Source organism: Microcoleus sp. T3_D1, from assembly GCF_036700405.1.
Lineage (GTDB): Bacteria > Cyanobacteriota > Cyanobacteriia > Cyanobacteriales > Microcoleaceae > Microcoleus.
Map to the genome: position 1 here is coordinate 97,753 of NZ_JAUBOV010000004.1, position 18,662 is coordinate 116,414.

Consider the following 18,662-nt stretch of genomic DNA (forward strand, 5'->3'; position numbering starts at 1 on the left):
GACAATGTTTTACTGCAAATAATTAATCCCAAGATTCCAATATTAGCGGAGCACGATGTCCGATCGCAATCTCACTGCCAAATCTTGTTCCGGGCGAATCACCAGCACGTCAACGCTGCGCCGCCCCAACAATACTCCCGCTAAAGCGCCGATCCCAGCGCCTCCCAATACTTCTTCAGTCGCGATCGCTTTGTCCCCGGTAATGCCTGCGAGTGCTGCTGCTGCTGCTGCACCCAAGGCTGCACCTTGCGCTAGTGAACCTGTGCCAGCACCTTTTTGGACTCTTTCGGTTCTGGTAATAATTCCTGAATTTCCGTCAATCCGATAGCGTTGGCGGCGGCTGATAATTAACTCTCTGGCAACAAATTGAGTACCGATTTGATTGCCTCTTCTGACAGGTTGCAGTACCCCGACTATCTGGCTGCCTGCGGGGATTAATACTCTGCCTTGAGGTGTGCGGATGTCTTGCGCTACTGTTAAAGTTAAAGGTGCAGTTTCTTCGCGGGTGACAACTATTTTGTCTTTTTCATAGCTAACTGGAATTACACTGCCCGACGGAATTCGGATGCTATCAAATTGGGAAATTCGTTGTTGGGCTTCTGCGGGAGTAGCTACCACTAGCGGCACGCTGGTTCCAACTGTAATGCCCAGTGCGAGGATTGCTGCTGTTGCTGAACGCCATTTTTGAGAAGTAATCATATAAATTGTCTCCTTGCTTCGGTTTTTGTTTACTTAGGAACGCACTACTGCTAAATTTGTTTCTGGTTTCGCATTCATCTGATGTTTTGATTATGGCAGGCTGGAATTCTAGAAGTTGGGAAGATAAGGTAGATAATCCAGAATTTTAAAATTTGGAAAAATAGATAAAATCGGCAAGAGTGGGAAGATAAGGAGGATAAAGGAGAGATTTCGGTTCATCGTCTCCCTTAGCCTCTAATTAGTTAAGGTGAAATCTCAGCATGAAGCCTGGGGACACGAGATTAATTGTTGAGAGCGTTTAAGGCTAGCAATCCAGCACCGAAAGCTGGTTCGTATCGGGGCGAAATTACCTTAGCTTTTGGGGCGATCGCACTTATGGCATCTTCAAACCGACCTCGGCAATTTGCCTCTCCGCCCCACACACCTCCTACGATCACAATTTCAAATTCTTCTGTTTGGTTAAATAGCGCTGAAATGGCTATTTTTGTTGAATAGGTTAATTCGGCCACAGCATTGTTGATAATGCTGTCAGCGACGCGATCGCCCTCTGCTGCGGCTCCCTCGACAATCGGCGCTAAAGCTGCAATTTCTTTGACTCCCCAACCGCGCCCGTAAACGACTTCTACCAATTCTTCTAGGTTATTGAGGCCTAAATGCTTTTGAAATTTTTCCGCAAGCACGGTAAAATCTTCGCGTCCGTCATAGAACTTCAAAGCAGCTTGCAAACCCTCAAGGGCGATGTTATATCCGCTGCCTTCATCGCCTAAAATATATCCCCAACCGCCGACTCGTTTAGTTTTCCCGTGACGGTTTTGCCCGAAAACAATCGAACCGGTTCCTGAAATAACGGCGATACCCACTGGATGGCCTGTACCGCCCGCAAGTGCGATCGCGCAGTCGCTGGAAATTACTATATTCCTGGGCAGGAACGATCGGGTTACTGGTAAAGTATTCGTCAACTGCAAGTTCTGCACTACAAATTGCACTATTTCACGATCTTTTGGACGCCCGACGCCTGCTAGTCCCAGACCAATTGCTTCTATGTTGAGATTGCCTACAGCCTCGACCTGAGCGGACAGAACTGCTCGTTCGATCGCCAATTGGATGGATTGTTTTGCTGTCTCAATTCCCAGGGTTTGATAATTTGACGGCCCTGCTTCACCGCGTCCTAAAACAAGGTGGTTGTCATCCATTAAAAGGCAGATTGTTTTAGTGCCGCCGCCGTCGATGCCGAATACGTAGCTCATGAATAATTTAGAGAATAATAGAGCAACCCAGATTAACAGATATCTCTCTATTCTACGCTTTGTACAATCAGATTAAACTGAGATGTTGCACCATTGTCAATAAGCCTTTTATGAACAGGCTTTTCGGCCTGTTCCACAAGAAAATCTACTCTTTGTGGAACAGGCCGAAAAGCCTGTTCTTCAGAATGGTGCAAGATGTGAGATTAAATCGACAGAGCAATGCTAATAATAATTAAACCTAATAATGCTAACCAAACCAGATGGCGCTGACACCAATTTTTGATTGATTGTGGCCAGCCGCCGCTGCTGTAAGGGATCGTCTGTGGCACAAGTGGCTCAGCTCGATCGTGATAAAGCGTGCATTCTTTGGCAAAGGGACGCTGCGGGTAGTTGCAAGTGTCGTCTTCGTGATAAATACAGGTAGTGCACAGAAATTCTTCGGGTTTCGATCGATAAAGAGGGATACCCGGATGACCGAAAGCTTTGAGGGGGATTTTGCAGTGTGGACAGGCGAGCGCTTGGGCGTCTACAGGTTGGTGACAGCGGGGGCAATCAGGCATAGACAGCAGGGTGATGGGGTAATGTGGTGGGTAGGCTCATTAGCGGGTTTTCCGAACGCCGAGAATGGGCGATCGCCTCGCCATCAGGCGGCTGGATGCTCCAAAATAGAAAGGTAGGTGTGCGCTGATGTAACTTTAAGTTTACAGATGGTTTCGCAGCGACAGCAGGCGACCTGAGCCGATCGGGTATGAAAGGGCAAACATTAGGAAAAATCTATGGATAACAATAGCAACTTACTCAAACAACTGGTAATGCTGGGCATTGGTACTACCTCCCTGGTGGCCGAGAAATTGCAGGAAGTCAGCGAGCAATGGGTCAAAGATGGCAAAATCAATTCCGAGCAAGCCAAAACCTTTGTGGATGACATGACGGAGCACCTCAAGTCTGAACAGGGCAATTGGGAGACGCAGTTGCAGCGGCAACTACGGAATATGCTGCAAGATATGGGAGTTCCCCGACAGTCGGAAATGGATGAGTTGCGCGGAAGGCTCGATCGTTTGGAACGTCAGATGCGGGATTTAGAAAACCGTAACTGGCGCTGAGTTCGATCCTCTTCTGCAAGCTTCGCTAACGCCCGCGAGAAGTTCGCTGCTATCTTGTGATAAGATTGTCACCCGAAGGCAGAAGGCTAAAAAAGGCACTTATGTAGAAGCCATTTATGTAGAATTACAAACATTTTGACTTCATACTTTGGCCTTGAAAATTATCTGGTACCTGCCGTTTTTTGGTGGAAAAGTTCAGATAACATTTGGTAGTTCTTGTTGTACTAGATGTCTTAGATATCTGAGATATCGCGGTTAAAAGTATTAGGAGGATTAATTTTGCGAGGAGTTCTAGTCAGCTTGGGAGTAATGCTGGTTTGCTTTTTGTTTTTGATAGTCGCTCAAATGGGCGGTTCTGGGTCCCAAGCAGTTGCAGCCGAATTGAACAATCTTTTACCCGAGACTGCTATTGAGAAGTTGTCAGCGCAGTCTTTGAATGAAAATAGCTTGCTAGTAGCTGATGCTACTTTACCGGAGGTACCAGCTACTATCGCTGGCAATAACATGACTGATAATACTGAGAAAACTGTTAATACTGAGAAAACTGTCACCACAGATTCAGGTCTGAAATATGTTGAATTGAAAGAGGGTGATGGGGCGACTCCAAAAACCGGGCAGAAGGTTGTGGTGCACTACACGGGAACTTTGGAGGATGGCACGAAGTTTGACAGTTCGCGCGATCGCAATTCTCCTTTTCAGTTCCAAATTGGCGTGGGTCAAGTAATTAAGGGTTGGGATGAAGGTGTCGGTACAATGAAAGTTGGAGAGCGCCGCAAGTTGATTATTCCCCCTGAACTCGGTTACGGCGCTCGCGGTGCGGGCGGGGTGATTCCTCCTAATGCTACGCTGATTTTTGATGTGGAATTGTTGAAAATCGCTGACTAGGTAGCTCAATCTCATTCAACGTAAAACTTTTACGGTGTTTAGAAACCCGGTTTTTTTTTAAGAAACCGGGTTTTTGTGTATGTTCTGGTTGATTTACGATCGCTTCGGAGATGCGAGATTGCGAAAGCAGGTATATTGGGCGTCAAATAATAGTTTGATGATTCCTGTGGGCCCGTTTCTGTGTTTGGTAATAATTACTTCTGCAATTCCGCGATCGGGCGAATCAGGGTTATAGTATTCATCGCGGTAGAGCATAATTACTAAGTCGGCGTCTTGCTCTATGGAATTATGGGCATACAAACCTTGTGTGGCAAAGCTTTCAATATTTTCTACTGTCATATCGTAAACCATTTCTTCGCCACAAAAATTGATTTCTCTCACCTTATCCCAATAGATATCGCTAACAGCTAGCTTGAATATCTCTTCGGCATCCAAAATATTCCCCAACTGATATGCGCGTTCTCGACCAATATCACATTTGTAATCCGTTGTGGCTGAATAACGCATACCTAAGCAATCTTGCATCTGTTTGACGGTTAAACCAAGGCGCTTTTGGGCAAGATTGACTTGAGTTCGCCAAAGTTCATTCGGAATTAAATCCCGATTAGTCTTCCCACTATCAGCATTATTTAAATATATTTTTACCTCTTCCAAACTAGATCTTTTATAATTACCAACTGCACCAATTACATTCGCAAATATTTCTATGTCTGATTTCCCTCCTAACCAAACTTGATATTGTGCGCGCCCTTTTTTACCTTGAGAAATAACTCTGACAGCCGCATTGATGTTCAGTCTAAGCAACAGAGAACGGACTCCTCTGGCTAACTTCTCGCTACTAGAAGCATAATAAATAGCTGGATAAAGACATTTCTTCCCTTTAGTCGGTTTGATACAACCATCAGTTGCCCATAGGTGTCGAAGGAAAAGAGCGATCGATTCTTGCGGTTGGGTAAATACTAAACTGGGAATAAATTTTTCATGGGAACGTAAACCAAATATTTCTAATTGTTCGAGCCATTTAGTAATCGGATTTTTAATATTGGGAGCGAGACGATAACTAGCGGAGAGATAAACTTGATACCAATCGCGTTCGCGTTTAATGCGGGGATTAATTTTATCACCAAATACTTCTCTAGCCAAATGTGCAACTAATTCAGCTAAATCTAATTCTCGCGTCGTGTACTGAATGGTATGTCGGGGTAAAGTACAACCATCACCAATTAAATGTCCTAGTAAAGCTAATTCAGCATTACCCATCGTCTGCACTTCACTACAAGGAATTGATCGAGGTGTAGCAATTCGATCGCCTATTTTTAATTCATCTAACCGCTTCCAACCATCTGATGTAAAGAACTTATGATTGCCTGTTGCTGTAATCGAATTTCCCAAGCAAGTCGTCATCTCCCAGACGGGCTTGACTCCAGTACAAAAAGCATTAGTCACCATCGCTTTTTCCTGTTTCAGGGTATCTGAATTTAACCCCCAAACAGCAAAGCCAGATTTGCCGACTAAATCACGAATCGGGACTTCTAATCCACTATCCGCCAGGGTAACTAAACTATCGCCACCGAGACAGCCGCTTTCGCGTAAATCAGACATCATGGGCCGCTTGTTTGTCCTTGCTTCCACACCCCGACTCAACTGAGATAAGGCAATAATCGGCACGTTGAGTTCGCGGGCTAAACCTTTAAGACTTCTGGTAATTCGAGATAGTTCTTGCACGCGGTTGTCGCTGCTGCCTTCCATTAATTGCAGGTAATCTAGCAAGACTAATCCTAGGGTTCCGCCTTGTTCTGCTTGGAGGCGGCGGACTTTCGATCGTATTTCTGTGACGGTAATATTGGGAGTATCGTCAATAAATAGTGGTAGTTCTGATAAATTGCCAATGGCTGTACTGATTGGTTCCCATTCGTTTTGACTGATTCTACCCGATCGCAACCGATTACTTTCTATTTTGGCTTCGCTGGACAGGATACGCTGCACTAGCTGTTCTTTCGACATTTCTAAGCTGAAAACGGCAACCGGCAATTTCTGCTGTCCGGCGGCGATGTGGTGGGCGATGTTGGTACAGAAAGCAGTATTGTGAACGCAGATATCGTTAGCCACAAAATTGTGCGTCTCCGGGATAGTTAAGTCGTAGACTTGCTTGTCTCCCATCGGTTCTATAGAAACTATTTCATCCCAGTAAACCTCGCTATCTGCCAGTTGTTTCAGCCATAAATTATCTAAAGCCGTTGCTAAAACTAAAAATCTTTCCCTGGACAGCGCACGTTTACCAACGTGGATATTTGAGTGACCTTTGATACCTGCTCGTTTTGCTAAGGATGCCCAAGATTCGTTGCCTTTTGCTAATGCTAGGTATTCCCAGGCCTCGACAGGAATTAAATCGCGGTTAGTTTGGTATTCTTTATTTTCTAATGCTTCTTTTACTTTGAATAATGCTACCTCTTTGCCAAAAATACCAATTTCTGATATGAATGTTTTGATTGATTTTGCGTCAGTAATATCGATTTGCCAAGCTGGTATGCGAGTATTTTTGTATTTGACAGAACGCTTTTTGAGGGCAGCAATGATGCCAAATCTCAGCAGTAGATGCTGTACTTGTCTGGCTAGTTCTTCGCTGACAGAACAGTAGCCTAGCTGAGATTGACCGCTGGTAAGTAGGGTGGCCCACCCATCAGTGGAAAAGAGACGGTTGAGGAAAAGGGCAATTTGCGATCGCTCCAATTTAAAAACTATTTCTGGTACAGTTTTCTCATGAGCATTTTTTCCCATCAGACCTAACTTTTCTAACCAATTTCTCAGGGGATTTTTATGACTTGTATTAATAACATCCATTCCCTCATCGGCTAGGTGTTCTGGATCTACTCTTAAAACTCTGCAAATGCCACTAAATAATTCTTGATTGGGAAATGCTCTTCCTTCCACCCAAGACCGGACTAATCGCGGTGGAACTTCCAATTCTAGCGCTAATTTTTTAGAGTCAAAATTTCGTTTTAAAAGGATTATTTCTAAATTATAACCAAAGTTTTTTATACTATCTGTGTAACTTTCTCGATCGCCCATGACATAATATTCTGGTGCGCGTCTCCCTTTATCGTTGAATCGCAGCTTAAGACCTCCGAAGCTAGTAGCAGCTTCAGCAAAATCTTGTAGTATAGCAGTATTTCCATTGGTGAAGTGTGGCGCGCTGCGTGTCAAACACCCATCGCCAATTAGATAAGCCAATAATTTAACTTCACAGTTTCGGATGGTTTCTTTACCAAAAAGATTCATCCTGCGGGGAACAGCAATCTTATCGCCTACTTGTATTTCCCTCAACTGCCGCCAGCCCTTAATTGTTAAAAATGGGTGTGTAATTGTAGTTTCTATAAAGCGTCCCAGTCTTGTTGTTACCCGAAATACAGGCTTAATTCCATCATCTATAAAAGCTGATGGTCTAGTTAGGTGAAATTGCCAATCTTCTCCTAATGTTAGTAATTCAGCTTGACGTTTTTGATAGATTTGTTCTATACTAGAAACACTTCCATCACTTTCTACTATTACGGTAGAGGCTGCTTGGCACTTTCCCATCGCCGGCCTAGCTGCAACGATGATTAAATCCGATCGCTGAAAGCCTCCTGTCATAGCATCTAAGTCATAAAAACCGCACGGAATACCGGGAAGTGTGAGGCCTTCATTGCGATTTTCTAGGTCTTGAAATGTTTGGTTTAGTGTTTCGCCGATCGATACTAAATCTTGTTGCGGGCGTTCTTGAGTTATGCTAAAAATTTCTTGTTCGGCGCGGTCTAAGACTGTTTCTAGCGGTACGGCTGTCTCGTAACCTAATTGTACTATGTTGTTGCCAGCTTCGATTAATTTGCGGCGCTGATATTTGTCTTCTACTAAAACTGCATATTGGTCGATGTTGACTGCGGAAACTGTGCGATCGACTAATTGTGCTAATTTAGTTAGTCCTCCTACTTGCTCTAACTGGTTGCGGTCGGTTAGCGAAGTTGTTACCGTCATTAAATCGGTAGGTTGACCCTGTAAAAATAGCCCTAATGCCGATCGATAAATGACTTGATGAGCGGTGATGGCAAAAAACTCCGGTCGCAGCAGTTCGGCAATTCGGGAAATAGCTTCGGGGTCAATTAAAATCCCGCCCAAAATTGCTTCTTCTGCCTCTATATTTGTCGGCATCAAATCGCTCATTAGTCAATAGTCCTCAGTCAGTCGATTTTAGATTTTAGATTTTAGATTTTAGATTTACTCTACAGATGAATCTGGGAGCTTGAACAAGATCCTAAAATTTTAGGTTCGACTCTCATGAGCGTCGGGGCTTGTGTCCGTTTTTCCGGCGGGGTCATTAGTTATTATCAGTGTAAGGTTTTGTAGGAGTGCGATCTGTTACGAGCTCGCGTTTATACCCGACTCACGCTCTCTCGATCTCGCACTCCTGAAAAAATGCTTCTTACTCTCTGCTGAGATGCTCCCGTTCTCAATCTGCAAATTAGCGTTATTGAGTCCTTACTTAGCAGTGCTTAGTTGTTAGCTAATGACTAACAACTAATGACTAATGACTGATGGCTGATGACTCTTAATTACATCGGAACAACTTGAATATCAACTTCGGCAGTAACTTCGGCGTGTAGTTTGATTTCAGCTTTGTATGTACCAGTTTGGCGAATTTCGGGTAGGGTGATGCCGCGCCGATCGACTTCTTGACTGGTAGAGTTGAAAATCAGTTCTGCTACTTCTTGGTTGGTAACAGTACCAAAAATCGCGTCTGCTTCGCCAACTTGCTTGGAGATGATGAAAGGCCCAGCCGATTGGAGGGCGGTTTTGCGGACTTCAGCTTGCTGCTTGAGCTCTAGCTGGCGCAGTCTTTCTTCTTCACGGCGGCGCTCTGCTTGCTTGAGAATGCCCGGAGTGGCTTTAAATCCCATTCCTTGGGGTACTAGATAGTTGCGGGCGTAGCCTGGGGCTACTTCTACTACGTCGCCAGCTTTGCCGAGTTTGCTGACATCTTTGTTTAAAACTAATTGGACGCGCTTGGCCATGATCGTGGGTTGTGGGGTTTTAACTGCAACTTTTTATAATAGCGAAGTTTGAGGGGCGATCGCAAGGGAGACGGTTGACGGTTGACGGTTGACTGCTGACGGTTGACTGCTGACGGTTGACAGGCATACTATTAACTGGCAAATTCAGTTGGAAATTCGCCAAACGGGGAGGTGCTGGTCTTGAAGCTTATCTACCAAAGCGTCGCGAGCGATCGCTCGGCGACGATCGATCGCGCTACAGTAGCAACTAACTGGGTCGGATCGATCGGCTTGGCTAAGTGTTTGTCAAATCCGGCTTGCAAAACTTGACGCTCGTTCGCTTCTCCAGCATAGGCCGTTAAGGCGATCGCCAACAACTGCCGATACTCAGGCGCAAGCTGAGTGCGGATGCGCTCGATCAACATATAGCCGTCCATATCGGGCATTCCAATGTCGCTGACGAGCAAATCCGGTGCAGTTAGTTCGATCGACTGTAGCGCCTCAGCAGCAGATGACAGGGAAATCACCTCTGCACCCGCTTCCTCAAGCACGAAAGCGACAAAATCTCGCGAGTCGAGTTCATCATCTACCACCACAATTCTCAATCCAGCTAGCGGCAAGGATGAGAGATCGGGACTAGCAGCCCCATGACGTTCTTCCTCCTCCTGCCTTCTAGAATCATCATTTAATAGCGGTAATCTCACCGTAAACGTCGCTCCTTGACCAACTCCTGCGCTTTCTGCAAACACCGTTCCGCCGTGAAGTTCGATCAGTTGGCGGACGATCGCCAATCCCAGTCCCAAGCCGCCAAATTTGCGAGTTGTCGCGCCATCTTCTTGTCGGAAATGGTCAAAAACATAAGGCAAGAAATCGGGAAGAATACCTTTACCCGTGTCCGTGACTTGAATTTGAGCTTGGCGTGCGATTTGCCCTAATCGAACTTCTACTCGACCGCCTTCGGGCGTAAATTTCACCGCATTTGATAACAAATTCCACACAATTTGTTGCAAGCGACTTGTATCGCCGAGAACTTGCCCGACATCAGAATTTAAGATTGTTTGGATTTGAATTTTTTTAGCTTCGGCTGCTAATTGCACCGTTTCCACAGCAGATGGAATAATGGTTGCCAGATTCACCGGAACCACATTCAATCTGAGTTTTCCTTGCAGAATCCGAGACACATCAAGCAAGTCTTCGATTAATTGAGATTGTAGTCTGGCGTTGCGCTCGATCGTCTCAAAGGCCTTGGCAGTTTGACTCGCCTTCAGCTTGCCACCGACGAGCAGTTGCGACCAGCCTAAAATCGGATTTAAGGGCGATCGCAACTCGTGAGAAAGCACCGCCAGAAACTCGTCTTTAATGCGGTTAGCTCGCTCGGCTTCCGCGCGGGCAGTTTGTTCTAATTGGAGAACCATATCGCGCTCGGTTTCCACTTGTTTGCGCTCTGTAATGTCGATAACAGAGCCGATATAACCCTCAAATTGTCCCCTTTCGGAAAATCTGGGAGCAGCCGCATCAATCACCCAAGAATATCGGCCATCCTGGCGCCGGAGGCGATATTCCACGCGGAAAGATTCCTGGCGATCGTTGGCGGTCAAGAACACATTTTTGGCCTGTTCTAGGTCTTCTGGATGCGCCGCGTTTACCCAACCCAATCCCAAACCTGTTTCCTCAGTTTGACCTGTGAAGTCATACCAGCTTTCGCTCAAGAAAGTGCAATAGCCTGTGGAGTCTGTTACCCATACCATAAATGGAGCGTTGTTAGCCATATTGCGGAATCGTTCTTCGCTTTCTTGCAGCGCTGATAAAGCTTGTTTGCGTTCTGTGATATCGCGACAGACAATCACTCCGCCTTTGATTTCGCTGCTAGCATCAACTACCGGATAACCGCTCATACTGATCCAGCGACCTTTGGCATCTTCGCGGCGGACAAATACCTCTACATCATTGACATATTCACCTTTGATTGCTCTGGCTAGAGGTAGTTCAGCGTCGGGGAAAAGGGTTTTTTTGTCTGCCAAAAATAGTCCGTAGGTGCTCGACCATTCCTGATGGGATTTTTCATTCGATAGCTGACCGAATATCCCCACGGCGGCTCGGTTAAACAGCACAAGCTCCCCTTGTTGGTTTGCTAAAATTAAACCATCACCAATGCTGTCAATGATGACTTGCAGTAACTTAGTTTGTTCTTGCATGGCGACTTCGGCTCGTTTGCGATTGGTGATTTCGCTGGAGATGCCAATCAAGCCGATGACTTCTCCCGCCTGATTGCGGTATGGAGCTTTCATTACCAGAAATGTCCGAATGCCATCGTGAGATTCTTCGAGGACTTCTGTTTGGCCGGATTCCATAATGCGCCGATCGTTTTCCGTGACTGTGACTGCAAGTTCTGTTACTGGGTATAAATCGATATCGCGACCACCAATTACTTCAGAAGCAGATTTGCCCATTATTTCCAGCGTGGCTGGATTGGCATAAATAATCTGTCCTTCTCGATTTTTGACAAAAATTGGCGTGGGTGCTGACTCGTTAATCACGTTCAAAATCGCATTCTTTTGCCGCAGTTCTTCTTCCGTGCGTTTGCGATCGCTAATATCCATAAAGGCCGCCACACAGCCGCGAACTGCGCCATGTTCGTCAAACAACGGCACCGCATTCACCAACCAATCAAAGGCCACCCCGTCCGATCGCACCATTTGAATTTCCACATCTCGCACTTCGACGCCGGAAGCCACGGCCAGTTGCATTGGGAGTTGTTCTCCCGGAATTTCTTCTCCGTTGCGGAATCGTCTAAACGGAAGGGCCCAGGCTTGCTCTCCGGTTCCAGAAACATTGGTATCGGCCGGCACTATCAACATCGACTGGGCAAATCGGTTAGCGCGAATTACTTTACACTGTGGGTCGTCTGCGATCGTAATGCCAACGGGTACAGCATCAAGTATCGATTCCAGTTCATTAATTCGTCGCTCTAGTTCTTGGTTGAGCCGTTCAATTTCTTTTTTAGTAGCTTTGCGATCGGTAATTTCTAGCACCGTCACATTCACTCCCAAGACGCGATCGTCCTCGGCCCTGAGCGGATAGAGACTCAACAGCCAATCGCGATCGACTCCCGGCTGTGCTGAGTTCGTCCTGCGAAGTTCGAGCTGTTGAAGTGGAACTTTAGTTTCAATAACTTGTCGGTAAAGCGGCTCTAACTCATCTGCTTGTTCTGGCAAGATTTCGCGCAATGTTTTGCCGATGTGGGCGGCGGCTGGAACTCCGTTAATTTCTGCTAGCCGATCGTTGATGCGGACAAACCGCAACTCAGTATCGAGGAAGCAAAGTCCGATCGGCGCACTAGCATAAATCGCCTCGATTTCTGCTAGTTGTTGCTGCACAGTTGGCGCTTGTTTAATAACAATAGCCCGCTCCGCTTTCTCCTCGGTCACATCTTGAAAATAAACGGCAAGTCCCGATGGGATGGGATAGGCTCGTACCGCATACCAAGCATTGAGCGGGGGATAAAAAGATTCAAAACTAACCGTAATTTGTTCCCGAACAGGCAAGATGCCTGTTCCACAAGAAGAAAATTCATCTTTTGTGGAACGGGCATCTTGCCCGTTCTTGAGAATGGTGCAAGATGCGAGCTCAAACAAACTGCCCACTGATTCGGGAAACTCTTCCCAAATGTTGTTGCCAATCAAATCTTGCGAGGGTCGATTTAGCCACCGCGCTGCTTGCGAATTGAGGTAGGTAAATCGCCAATCTCGATCCAAAGTAAAAAACCCGTCCGAAATACTTTCGAGGGTGTCTGACAGTTGGGGCGCGGGCGCGTTACAGACTGGTTCAGGCTTTTGTTGAGCGATAGGAGTGAAGGTGGTTACTACCGCATAGGGAGTCGATCGATCTCCCTGAAATAAAGGTTGAGAATTGAGCGTCAACCAAACCAATTCTCCCTGTGGCCGCTCAAAGCCCATGATGACATTTGAGCATGGTTGCCCGGTTTGCAACGCCACCATCGCCGGATGCGTCTGGCTGGGAAAATCCGAGCCATCTTCACGCAGAGTCTGCCACCGACTGTTGATTGAAGTGCATAAGAGCATCTGTTGTGCTGTCATCCCCAACAGCTCCTGGGCGTGAGAATTGCAGCCCTGAATGCTACCATCTGCCAATTGCAGAACCATCCCTACATCAGTTGACAAAGGCGCGGCTGGGTAGAACGCTTTGTTAGAATCCGTTGAAACAGATGGGTCGATTTTTGCTTGGGGTTCAGTATTGCGTGGGTTTTGCATCGGTTTCTAACAACGCTCATTTTACTTTGGGCAAAGCCAATCGCGGTCAATAATAGGGAAATAACCAGAGGCACTTTTGATTTGAGCGGGGTGACAATTCAAACCTCCGATGGATGTCGATCGTTGTGCGGTAATATCAATATCTAGACAATTTATTTTATCGTAGAGTCTCACGTCTGAACCATTTGCGGGCTTGATCGCAGGCGACAGGCAATTTTCTGGCTGTTTCAAATCCGAGCAAGTATAGAAAAACCGCGATATTGAAGATATAGCGGTTCTCAGGAAAGTAATATCAAATCCGGTTGCATCGGAATTATCCATCTCTGTATTCTCTCCCTCTGCGTTCTCTGCGCCCTCTGCGGTTAAATCATTCCGATGCAACGGGAAACGATATAAGGCACTCTTCCAATGCCCTGCGCGGGTCAATGCCCAATGCCCAAGAACACCCCATGTTACTGAGAAAGGCTATATGTCAACTCAAGTGATGCACCTTCTTATCAATACCGAAACCGTGGGAAAGCCCCCCCAATGAATTATGGCTCGATATTGTGATATTTATTGTTTGCAGTGTTGAAATACTCACCGTCCTGAAGGAGCGGTGATTCTTGACGCTTCATCGGGTTCTGCTAACCGTTGCTAGTCTGACAATCCCTCTGCGCCCATTTTGAGTCGTGGCGATTCCCCATCCCGACTATGTATCGTTTTGTTTAAAAACATTAACAATACTTTGTTTTGCTTCCAGGTTGGATTTTAACCATTGCCCTTGGGTCTTTCCCTATTACTGGATCAGTCCCGGTTTCAACTCAAAATAAGTATATATCGCTGCAATCTTAGGTGGGGATTTCAACCAATTAAACTATAGCATAAAGCCGTCCTAAAATGACGGGGCTTGTATCCCATTTTTTTAGTCAAAATTGGTCTTTCATGCCGCGCAATCGAGCGAAGGTTTGCACTGGATCGGAGGTGTTGGCGGCTGATTGGAGGTTGGGAAAATCCCAGCGCAAAAATGGGTTTGTGCTTTTTTCGAGGCCGATCGATGATGGTATTGTAGGTTGCGATCGACTGCGCGCTTCCTTGACTTCGGCGAAGCGCTGCTGTAAATCGGGATTGTCGCCATCCACACTCAAGGCAAATTGCAAGTTTTTCAGCGTGTATTCGTGGGCGCACCAAACTCTCGTACTATCGGGCAAGTTTCGCAGTTGCCCCAGAGAGGCTAACATTTGGGCGGGAGTGCCTTCAAATAGTCTGCCGCAGCCTCCAGCAAATAAAGTGTCGCCGCAGAACAATTCGCCGGTTTCCCCTGGGTTGCTGGGGGGGAAATAGTAGGCGATGTGAGCTTTTGTGTGGCCGGGTACGAAGAAGATTTCGGCGCTTCTGTTGGCGAAAGAAACGCGATCGCCCGCTTGTAAAAACACTTGCTGTCCGGGTATTCTGCCTCGGTCTTCTGCGCCGCCGTAAACTTTAATTTGGGGAAAGCGATCGATCAGTTGCTGGTTGCCGCCTACGTGGTCGCTGTGGTGGTGCGTATTGAAAATTGCTGTTAATTCGGCTCCGAGCGAGATCAGTTGCTGCAAGACCGGCTCTGAAGCGGCTGGATCGACGACTGCTGCTGTGTGGCGATCGGGGTCGTGCAGCAAGAAAATGTAATTGTCGGACAGAACCGGAAGCCGATAAACCTGCATAGAAAAGTGCCTCTCTAGGAAAAATATTATATAATTAAGTTACTCGGAACGCTATCCGAAGGCTGATTGCAGATTTATTAAGTCCGCATATCTATCTTGGGAAGTAAAACTCTGATAAAACTCTGATGCGTTATTTCTGCTGTTGAGCAAATTGATTTGCGGTCGGGTAGGCACCATTTTTGAGTCAAGAACTGCAATCGGCTTTAACTATTTTGGCATAAAAGCGATCGAATAAATGCGAACATCTCACAACAAATCGAACTTAACAATTTCTCAAAAAGTCGATCGGATTGTAGCGTCTGGCAAGATCAGTCGCAGGGAACACTTAGTTTTGACTTCGGCTATCCTGTCAGATGATAAAATTTCCGAAGAGGATCGACATCAAATCAATCGGATATTTGATTATATCCAAATTGGTCGCCTCAAGTTTATCGAGTGAACTTGTAAACTCCCCGGATAAGTAGGGACACTCCAAAAGCCCATTAGTGACAACTTAAGTTCAAACCCAGTCACAGATTGCTGTTTGACCATTAAACTTAGCTCCCCCCTAACCCCCCTTAAGAAGGGGAGTAGGGGGGTGGGACAAGAGCCTTCTCTTTCGTCCCCCAACAATCAGGGGATTTAGGGGGATCTAGACTTAGGTAAAAGGGCGATTTATCAAGGTTTTTAGTATTAAGTTGACACCAATGGGCTTTTGGAGTGTCCCTACCGGACTTCTTGCAGCTACAGTAAACAGGCAGAATAAAATGAGTGCAGACAAACAAACTATTTTGGTGACGGGCGGAGCTGGATATATTGGCTCTCACGCGGTATTAGCGCTGAAAAACGCCGGTTACGGTGTGGTGATTTTGGATAATTTAGTTTACGGTCACAGAGATTTAGTAGATCGGGCTTTGCAGGTGGAGTTAGTAGTTGGCGACACGAACGATCGCACTCTTCTAGACAACTTGTTTGCTACGCACAAGATTGATGCTGTAATGCACTTTTCTGCTTACGCTTACGTGGGCGAATCTGTTACCGACCCAGCTAAATATTATCGCAACAATGTCATCGGCACTATTACGCTTTTGGAAGCAATGATCGCTGCTGGGGTGAAGAAATTTGTGTTTTCTTCTACTTGCGCGACTTACGGTGTACCGCAGAAAATTCCGCTCACAGAAGACCACCCGCAAAACCCGATCAATCCCTACGGTGCTACTAAGTTAATGGTAGAACGGATTTTGTCGGATTTTGACGCTGCGTATGATTTCAAGTCTGTTTGTTTCCGCTATTTTAACGCGGCTGGGGCTGACCCGAACGGGTTGTTAGGAGAGGATCACAATCCAGAAACTCACCTGATCCCGCTGGTGTTGTTCGCGGCTTTGGGGAAACGAGATTCGATCGCGATTTTTGGCACGGATTACGATACTCCTGACGGTACTTGCATTCGGGATTACATTCACGTTAACGATTTGGCATCTGCTCACATTTTGGGATTAGAATATTTGTTAAATGGTGGCAAATCTGATTTCTTTAATTTGGGCAATGGCGGCGGGTTTTCGGTGAAAGAGGTGATAGAAACGGCTCGTCAAGTGACGGGCAAAGAGATTAAGGCTGTTGAGTGCGATCGGCGTCCGGGCGACCCTCCTGCTTTAGTTGGTAGCAGCAAAAAGGCGATCGAAACCTTGGGTTGGTCTCCTGAATATCCCGACATTAAGAATATTATCTCCCATGCTTGGCAGTGGCACCAAAAACGCCACAACTCTTAGTCTTTAAGGTGCGCTGGGCGCACCTTACCATTACAGCCAAGTTTGAGGAAATGATTGTGGGGAGTAGGGTTGGGCGTCCCGCCCGCCCCAAAAATACAATATGCTAATAATATCTGCTAAATCGGGACAGCTAGGCAACCGACTGCTGCTTTTTGCTAATTTCATTGCTTGGGCGATCGAGCATAATTTGACTGTTCTCAATCCTGCTTTTGACGAATATGCAGAATTCTTTGTGGGAACCGCTGGGGATTTTTTGTGTTGTTATCCTCCTCCATATTTTACCGCACCAGGCAACAAGTTGGTCAGAAGTAAATATTATAATTTTATTAAGTATTTAAGCCAGAAAAAAATCTTCAAAACGCAAGAAATAACCCGAAAACAACCTTTTAGTTGGCTCAAATATCAGGACATCGAACCAATCAAGCAGGGTTCAATTGTTTTTTTTCAAGGCTGGCTATTTCGAGATGGCTGGTTTGTAGGAGATATCCCCTATTTACACAAGTACGCCGACCCGATTAGAGCATACTTTGCGCCATTAGAGCGATATAGAATCAATGTAGAGCGTGTGATATTGAATTTAAAAAATAACTCTGATATCGTCGTCGGAATTCACATCCGTCAAGGGGATTATGCTCAGCATCAAAAGGGGAGATACTTTTACACAACTGAGCAATATTTAGAAGTCATGAATTCTGTGGTAAGGCTATTTGACGGCAAAACTATCAAGTTTTTGATTTGTTCTAATATTCCGCCAAATCCGAGTTTGTGTGATGATTTTAACTGTGGATTTGGCAGCGGTAATTTAATTGAAGATATGTATGCTTTGGCTGAGTGCGACTATGTTGTCGGGCCGCCTAGCAGTTATACTATGTGGGCTTCTTTTTATGGCGATAAACCTCTTTACATGATCCGCGATGTCAATAAAACAATTAACCTGAAAGATTTTGTACATTTTTATGAATGGCAAGGGCTTTTTCACGAACGAGATGACTGGAGTGAGAGCTTTTGGGAGTGGACACACTGAGGGAAATAAGTAAATCAATAAGTAAATTAATGAATTCAAATAAATTAGCAGTCAAGGGATTTATCACTATTTTAACCGGTCTTTACTCTTTCCAGGATTGCGTTCATTTTCTGGCGTCTGTTAGGAAGTTTCACCGCGAACCAATTATTATTTTAATAGATAGAGTACCTCTAATTTTATATCCTTTACTTCAGGTGTTCGGAAATGTCATATTGAAACCTGCACCCTCTAATGAAAATCCTGTTTTGGCGTCGCGGCTAGCTAAGCTGGCTTTGTACGGGGAATCTCTGTTTGAGAAAACTATTTATCTGGATTGTGATATTTGTTTGCTGTCGCCAATAGATGAGGTTTTTGATTTTCTTGATGGGGTGGATTTGTTGGTGACGGAAGATGTGCAGCCTGCGATTGCTAAAGCGGCAAATTTATTAAGAGTGAAGCAGGATATTCTGTCAACTTTGCAGTCTGTCGGGTTGCCGCTAAATGAAAATAGTATTCAATACAATGGCGGATTTATCGCTTTTACGAAAAGCAGTAAAACTCAGGAATTGTTCACAAATTTTAAGAAATATTTCGAGATGGTAGTGGCGCATCAAAATGTGCTACTGTTAAAAGACCAGGGCGCTTTTGCGGCTGCTGTTGAATCTGTGAAACCGAAAATGACAACTTTGTCCCCGGTTTACAACTATTTGGATAAGTGGAAAGATGTTTATACGATCGACAAACCGATTAAAGTAATGCACTGCACTTATCCTTACCGCCCTCAGTACGCGAAGAACGTGACGCGATCGCTCTTTACTAGAATAGTCGATCGCACGGCTAAAATATTTTTACCAAATCAACTTAACAATCCCTGGCGTTTAAAATAATTAAAGTTTGTTGGCCAACTGCATCAAAAGCAACAAAAATCAGCGCAAAATAAAAAAAATTAGCATCAACATATCCGAAAATTTACTTAGAAGAATTATTGCTGGCTTGAATA

At 45.5% G+C, this 18,662-nt stretch carries 14 protein-coding genes; 6 read left to right on the forward strand and 8 right to left on the reverse strand.

What is annotated here, in order from left to right:
• Window positions 1-42 precede the first annotated feature (42 nt).
• From QT992_RS03740 to QT992_RS03750, 3 genes are all read right to left on the reverse strand, one after another.
• Complete coding sequence (locus QT992_RS03740) at window positions 43-699, reverse strand: hypothetical protein (protein ID WP_333335191.1); 657 nt, start codon at window positions 697-699, stop codon at window positions 43-45.
• Between the two features lie 281 nt (window positions 700-980).
• The gene (locus tag QT992_RS03745) at window positions 981-1,946 is read right to left on the reverse strand and encodes a BadF/BadG/BcrA/BcrD ATPase family protein (RefSeq protein ID WP_333316048.1); all 966 of its coding nucleotides are present in this window, start codon (window positions 1,944-1,946) and stop codon (window positions 981-983) included.
• Window positions 1,947-2,149: 203 nt separating this feature from the next.
• The gene (locus QT992_RS03750; protein WP_333316050.1) at window positions 2,150-2,506 is read right to left on the reverse strand and encodes a zinc ribbon domain-containing protein; all 357 of its coding nucleotides are present in this window, start codon (window positions 2,504-2,506) and stop codon (window positions 2,150-2,152) included.
• Window positions 2,507-2,722: 216 nt separating this feature from the next.
• On the opposite strand from QT992_RS03750, the gene QT992_RS03755 reads away from it, so the two are divergent.
• Both QT992_RS03755 and QT992_RS03760 read left to right on the forward strand, forming a co-directional pair.
• Entirely contained in the window at window positions 2,723-3,049 is a 327-nt protein-coding gene (locus QT992_RS03755; RefSeq protein ID WP_333108801.1) for a phasin family protein, read from the forward strand.
• Window positions 3,050-3,328: 279 nt separating this feature from the next.
• Window positions 3,329-3,934, forward strand: coding sequence for an FKBP-type peptidyl-prolyl cis-trans isomerase (locus QT992_RS03760; RefSeq protein WP_333335196.1), 606 nt, complete (start codon window positions 3,329-3,331; stop codon window positions 3,932-3,934).
• Window positions 3,935-4,027: 93 nt separating this feature from the next.
• Here the strand turns inward: QT992_RS03760 and QT992_RS03765 are convergent, their stop codons facing one another.
• From QT992_RS03765 to gloB, 5 genes are all read right to left on the reverse strand, one after another.
• The gene (locus tag QT992_RS03765; RefSeq protein ID WP_333335199.1) at window positions 4,028-8,131 is read right to left on the reverse strand and encodes a replicative DNA helicase; all 4,104 of its coding nucleotides are present in this window, start codon (window positions 8,129-8,131) and stop codon (window positions 4,028-4,030) included.
• A 389-nt stretch (window positions 8,132-8,520) separates the two neighbouring features.
• Complete coding sequence (gene rplI, locus QT992_RS03770; RefSeq protein WP_333108796.1) at window positions 8,521-8,979, reverse strand: 50S ribosomal protein L9; 459 nt, start codon at window positions 8,977-8,979, stop codon at window positions 8,521-8,523.
• 191 nt (window positions 8,980-9,170) lie between these two features.
• Window positions 9,171-13,229 carry a PAS domain-containing protein gene (locus tag QT992_RS03775; RefSeq protein WP_333335202.1) on the reverse strand — a complete coding sequence of 1,353 codons (4,059 nt, stop codon included), beginning with the start codon at window positions 13,227-13,229 and terminating at the stop codon, window positions 9,171-9,173.
• Between the two features lie 21 nt (window positions 13,230-13,250).
• Window positions 13,251-13,550, reverse strand: a complete 300-nt coding sequence (locus QT992_RS03780; protein ID WP_333316057.1) for a hypothetical protein — start codon at window positions 13,548-13,550, stop codon at window positions 13,251-13,253.
• 587 nt (window positions 13,551-14,137) lie between these two features.
• Window positions 14,138-14,911 (reverse strand): hydroxyacylglutathione hydrolase, encoded by a 774-nt coding sequence (gloB, locus tag QT992_RS03785; RefSeq protein ID WP_333316059.1) that lies wholly within the window; start codon window positions 14,909-14,911, stop codon window positions 14,138-14,140.
• A gap of 235 nt (window positions 14,912-15,146) precedes the next feature.
• On the opposite strand from gloB, the gene QT992_RS03790 reads away from it, so the two are divergent.
• The 4 genes from QT992_RS03790 (at window position 15,147) to QT992_RS03805 (ending at window position 18,549) form a co-directional block, all read left to right on the forward strand.
• Window positions 15,147-15,350: a hypothetical protein gene (locus QT992_RS03790; protein WP_333144783.1), complete on the forward strand. Its 204-nt coding sequence runs from the start codon at window positions 15,147-15,149 to the stop codon at window positions 15,348-15,350.
• A gap of 307 nt (window positions 15,351-15,657) precedes the next feature.
• The gene (gene galE / locus QT992_RS03795) at window positions 15,658-16,659 is read left to right on the forward strand and encodes a UDP-glucose 4-epimerase GalE (RefSeq protein WP_333316061.1); all 1,002 of its coding nucleotides are present in this window, start codon (window positions 15,658-15,660) and stop codon (window positions 16,657-16,659) included.
• A gap of 100 nt (window positions 16,660-16,759) precedes the next feature.
• Window positions 16,760-17,683 carry an alpha-1,2-fucosyltransferase gene (locus QT992_RS03800; protein WP_333335206.1) on the forward strand — a complete coding sequence of 308 codons (924 nt, stop codon included), beginning with the start codon at window positions 16,760-16,762 and terminating at the stop codon, window positions 17,681-17,683.
• A 29-nt stretch (window positions 17,684-17,712) separates the two neighbouring features.
• Complete coding sequence (locus QT992_RS03805; RefSeq protein WP_333316065.1) at window positions 17,713-18,549, forward strand: hypothetical protein; 837 nt, start codon at window positions 17,713-17,715, stop codon at window positions 18,547-18,549.
• Window positions 18,550-18,662 lie beyond the last annotated feature (113 nt).

What these genes read in the sequence shown, in the direction of transcription:
- QT992_RS03740 (WP_333335191.1), bottom strand. Translation starts at nt 699, where the DNA reads ATGATTACTTCTCAAAAATGGCGTTCAGCAACAGCAGCAATCCTCGCA.
- QT992_RS03745 (WP_333316048.1), bottom strand. Translation starts at nt 1,946, where the DNA reads ATGAGCTACGTATTCGGCATCGACGGCGGCGGCACTAAAACAATCTGC.
- QT992_RS03750 (WP_333316050.1), bottom strand. Translation starts at nt 2,506, where the DNA reads ATGCCTGATTGCCCCCGCTGTCACCAACCTGTAGACGCCCAAGCGCTC.
- QT992_RS03755 (WP_333108801.1), top strand. Translation starts at nt 2,723, where the DNA reads ATGGATAACAATAGCAACTTACTCAAACAACTGGTAATGCTGGGCATT.
- QT992_RS03765 (WP_333335199.1), bottom strand. Translation starts at nt 8,131, where the DNA reads ATGAGCGATTTGATGCCGACAAATATAGAGGCAGAAGAAGCAATTTTG.
- rplI (WP_333108796.1), bottom strand. Translation starts at nt 8,979, where the DNA reads ATGGCCAAGCGCGTCCAATTAGTTTTAAACAAAGATGTCAGCAAACTC.
- QT992_RS03775 (WP_333335202.1), bottom strand. Translation starts at nt 13,229, where the DNA reads ATGCAAAACCCACGCAATACTGAACCCCAAGCAAAAATCGACCCATCT.
- QT992_RS03780 (WP_333316057.1), bottom strand. Translation starts at nt 13,550, where the DNA reads ATGGATAATTCCGATGCAACCGGATTTGATATTACTTTCCTGAGAACC.
- gloB (WP_333316059.1), bottom strand. Translation starts at nt 14,911, where the DNA reads ATGCAGGTTTATCGGCTTCCGGTTCTGTCCGACAATTACATTTTCTTG.
- QT992_RS03790 (WP_333144783.1), top strand. Translation starts at nt 15,147, where the DNA reads ATGCGAACATCTCACAACAAATCGAACTTAACAATTTCTCAAAAAGTC.
- galE (WP_333316061.1), top strand. Translation starts at nt 15,658, where the DNA reads ATGAGTGCAGACAAACAAACTATTTTGGTGACGGGCGGAGCTGGATAT.
- QT992_RS03800 (WP_333335206.1), top strand. Translation starts at nt 16,760, where the DNA reads ATGCTAATAATATCTGCTAAATCGGGACAGCTAGGCAACCGACTGCTG.
- QT992_RS03805 (WP_333316065.1), top strand. Translation starts at nt 17,713, where the DNA reads ATGAATTCAAATAAATTAGCAGTCAAGGGATTTATCACTATTTTAACC.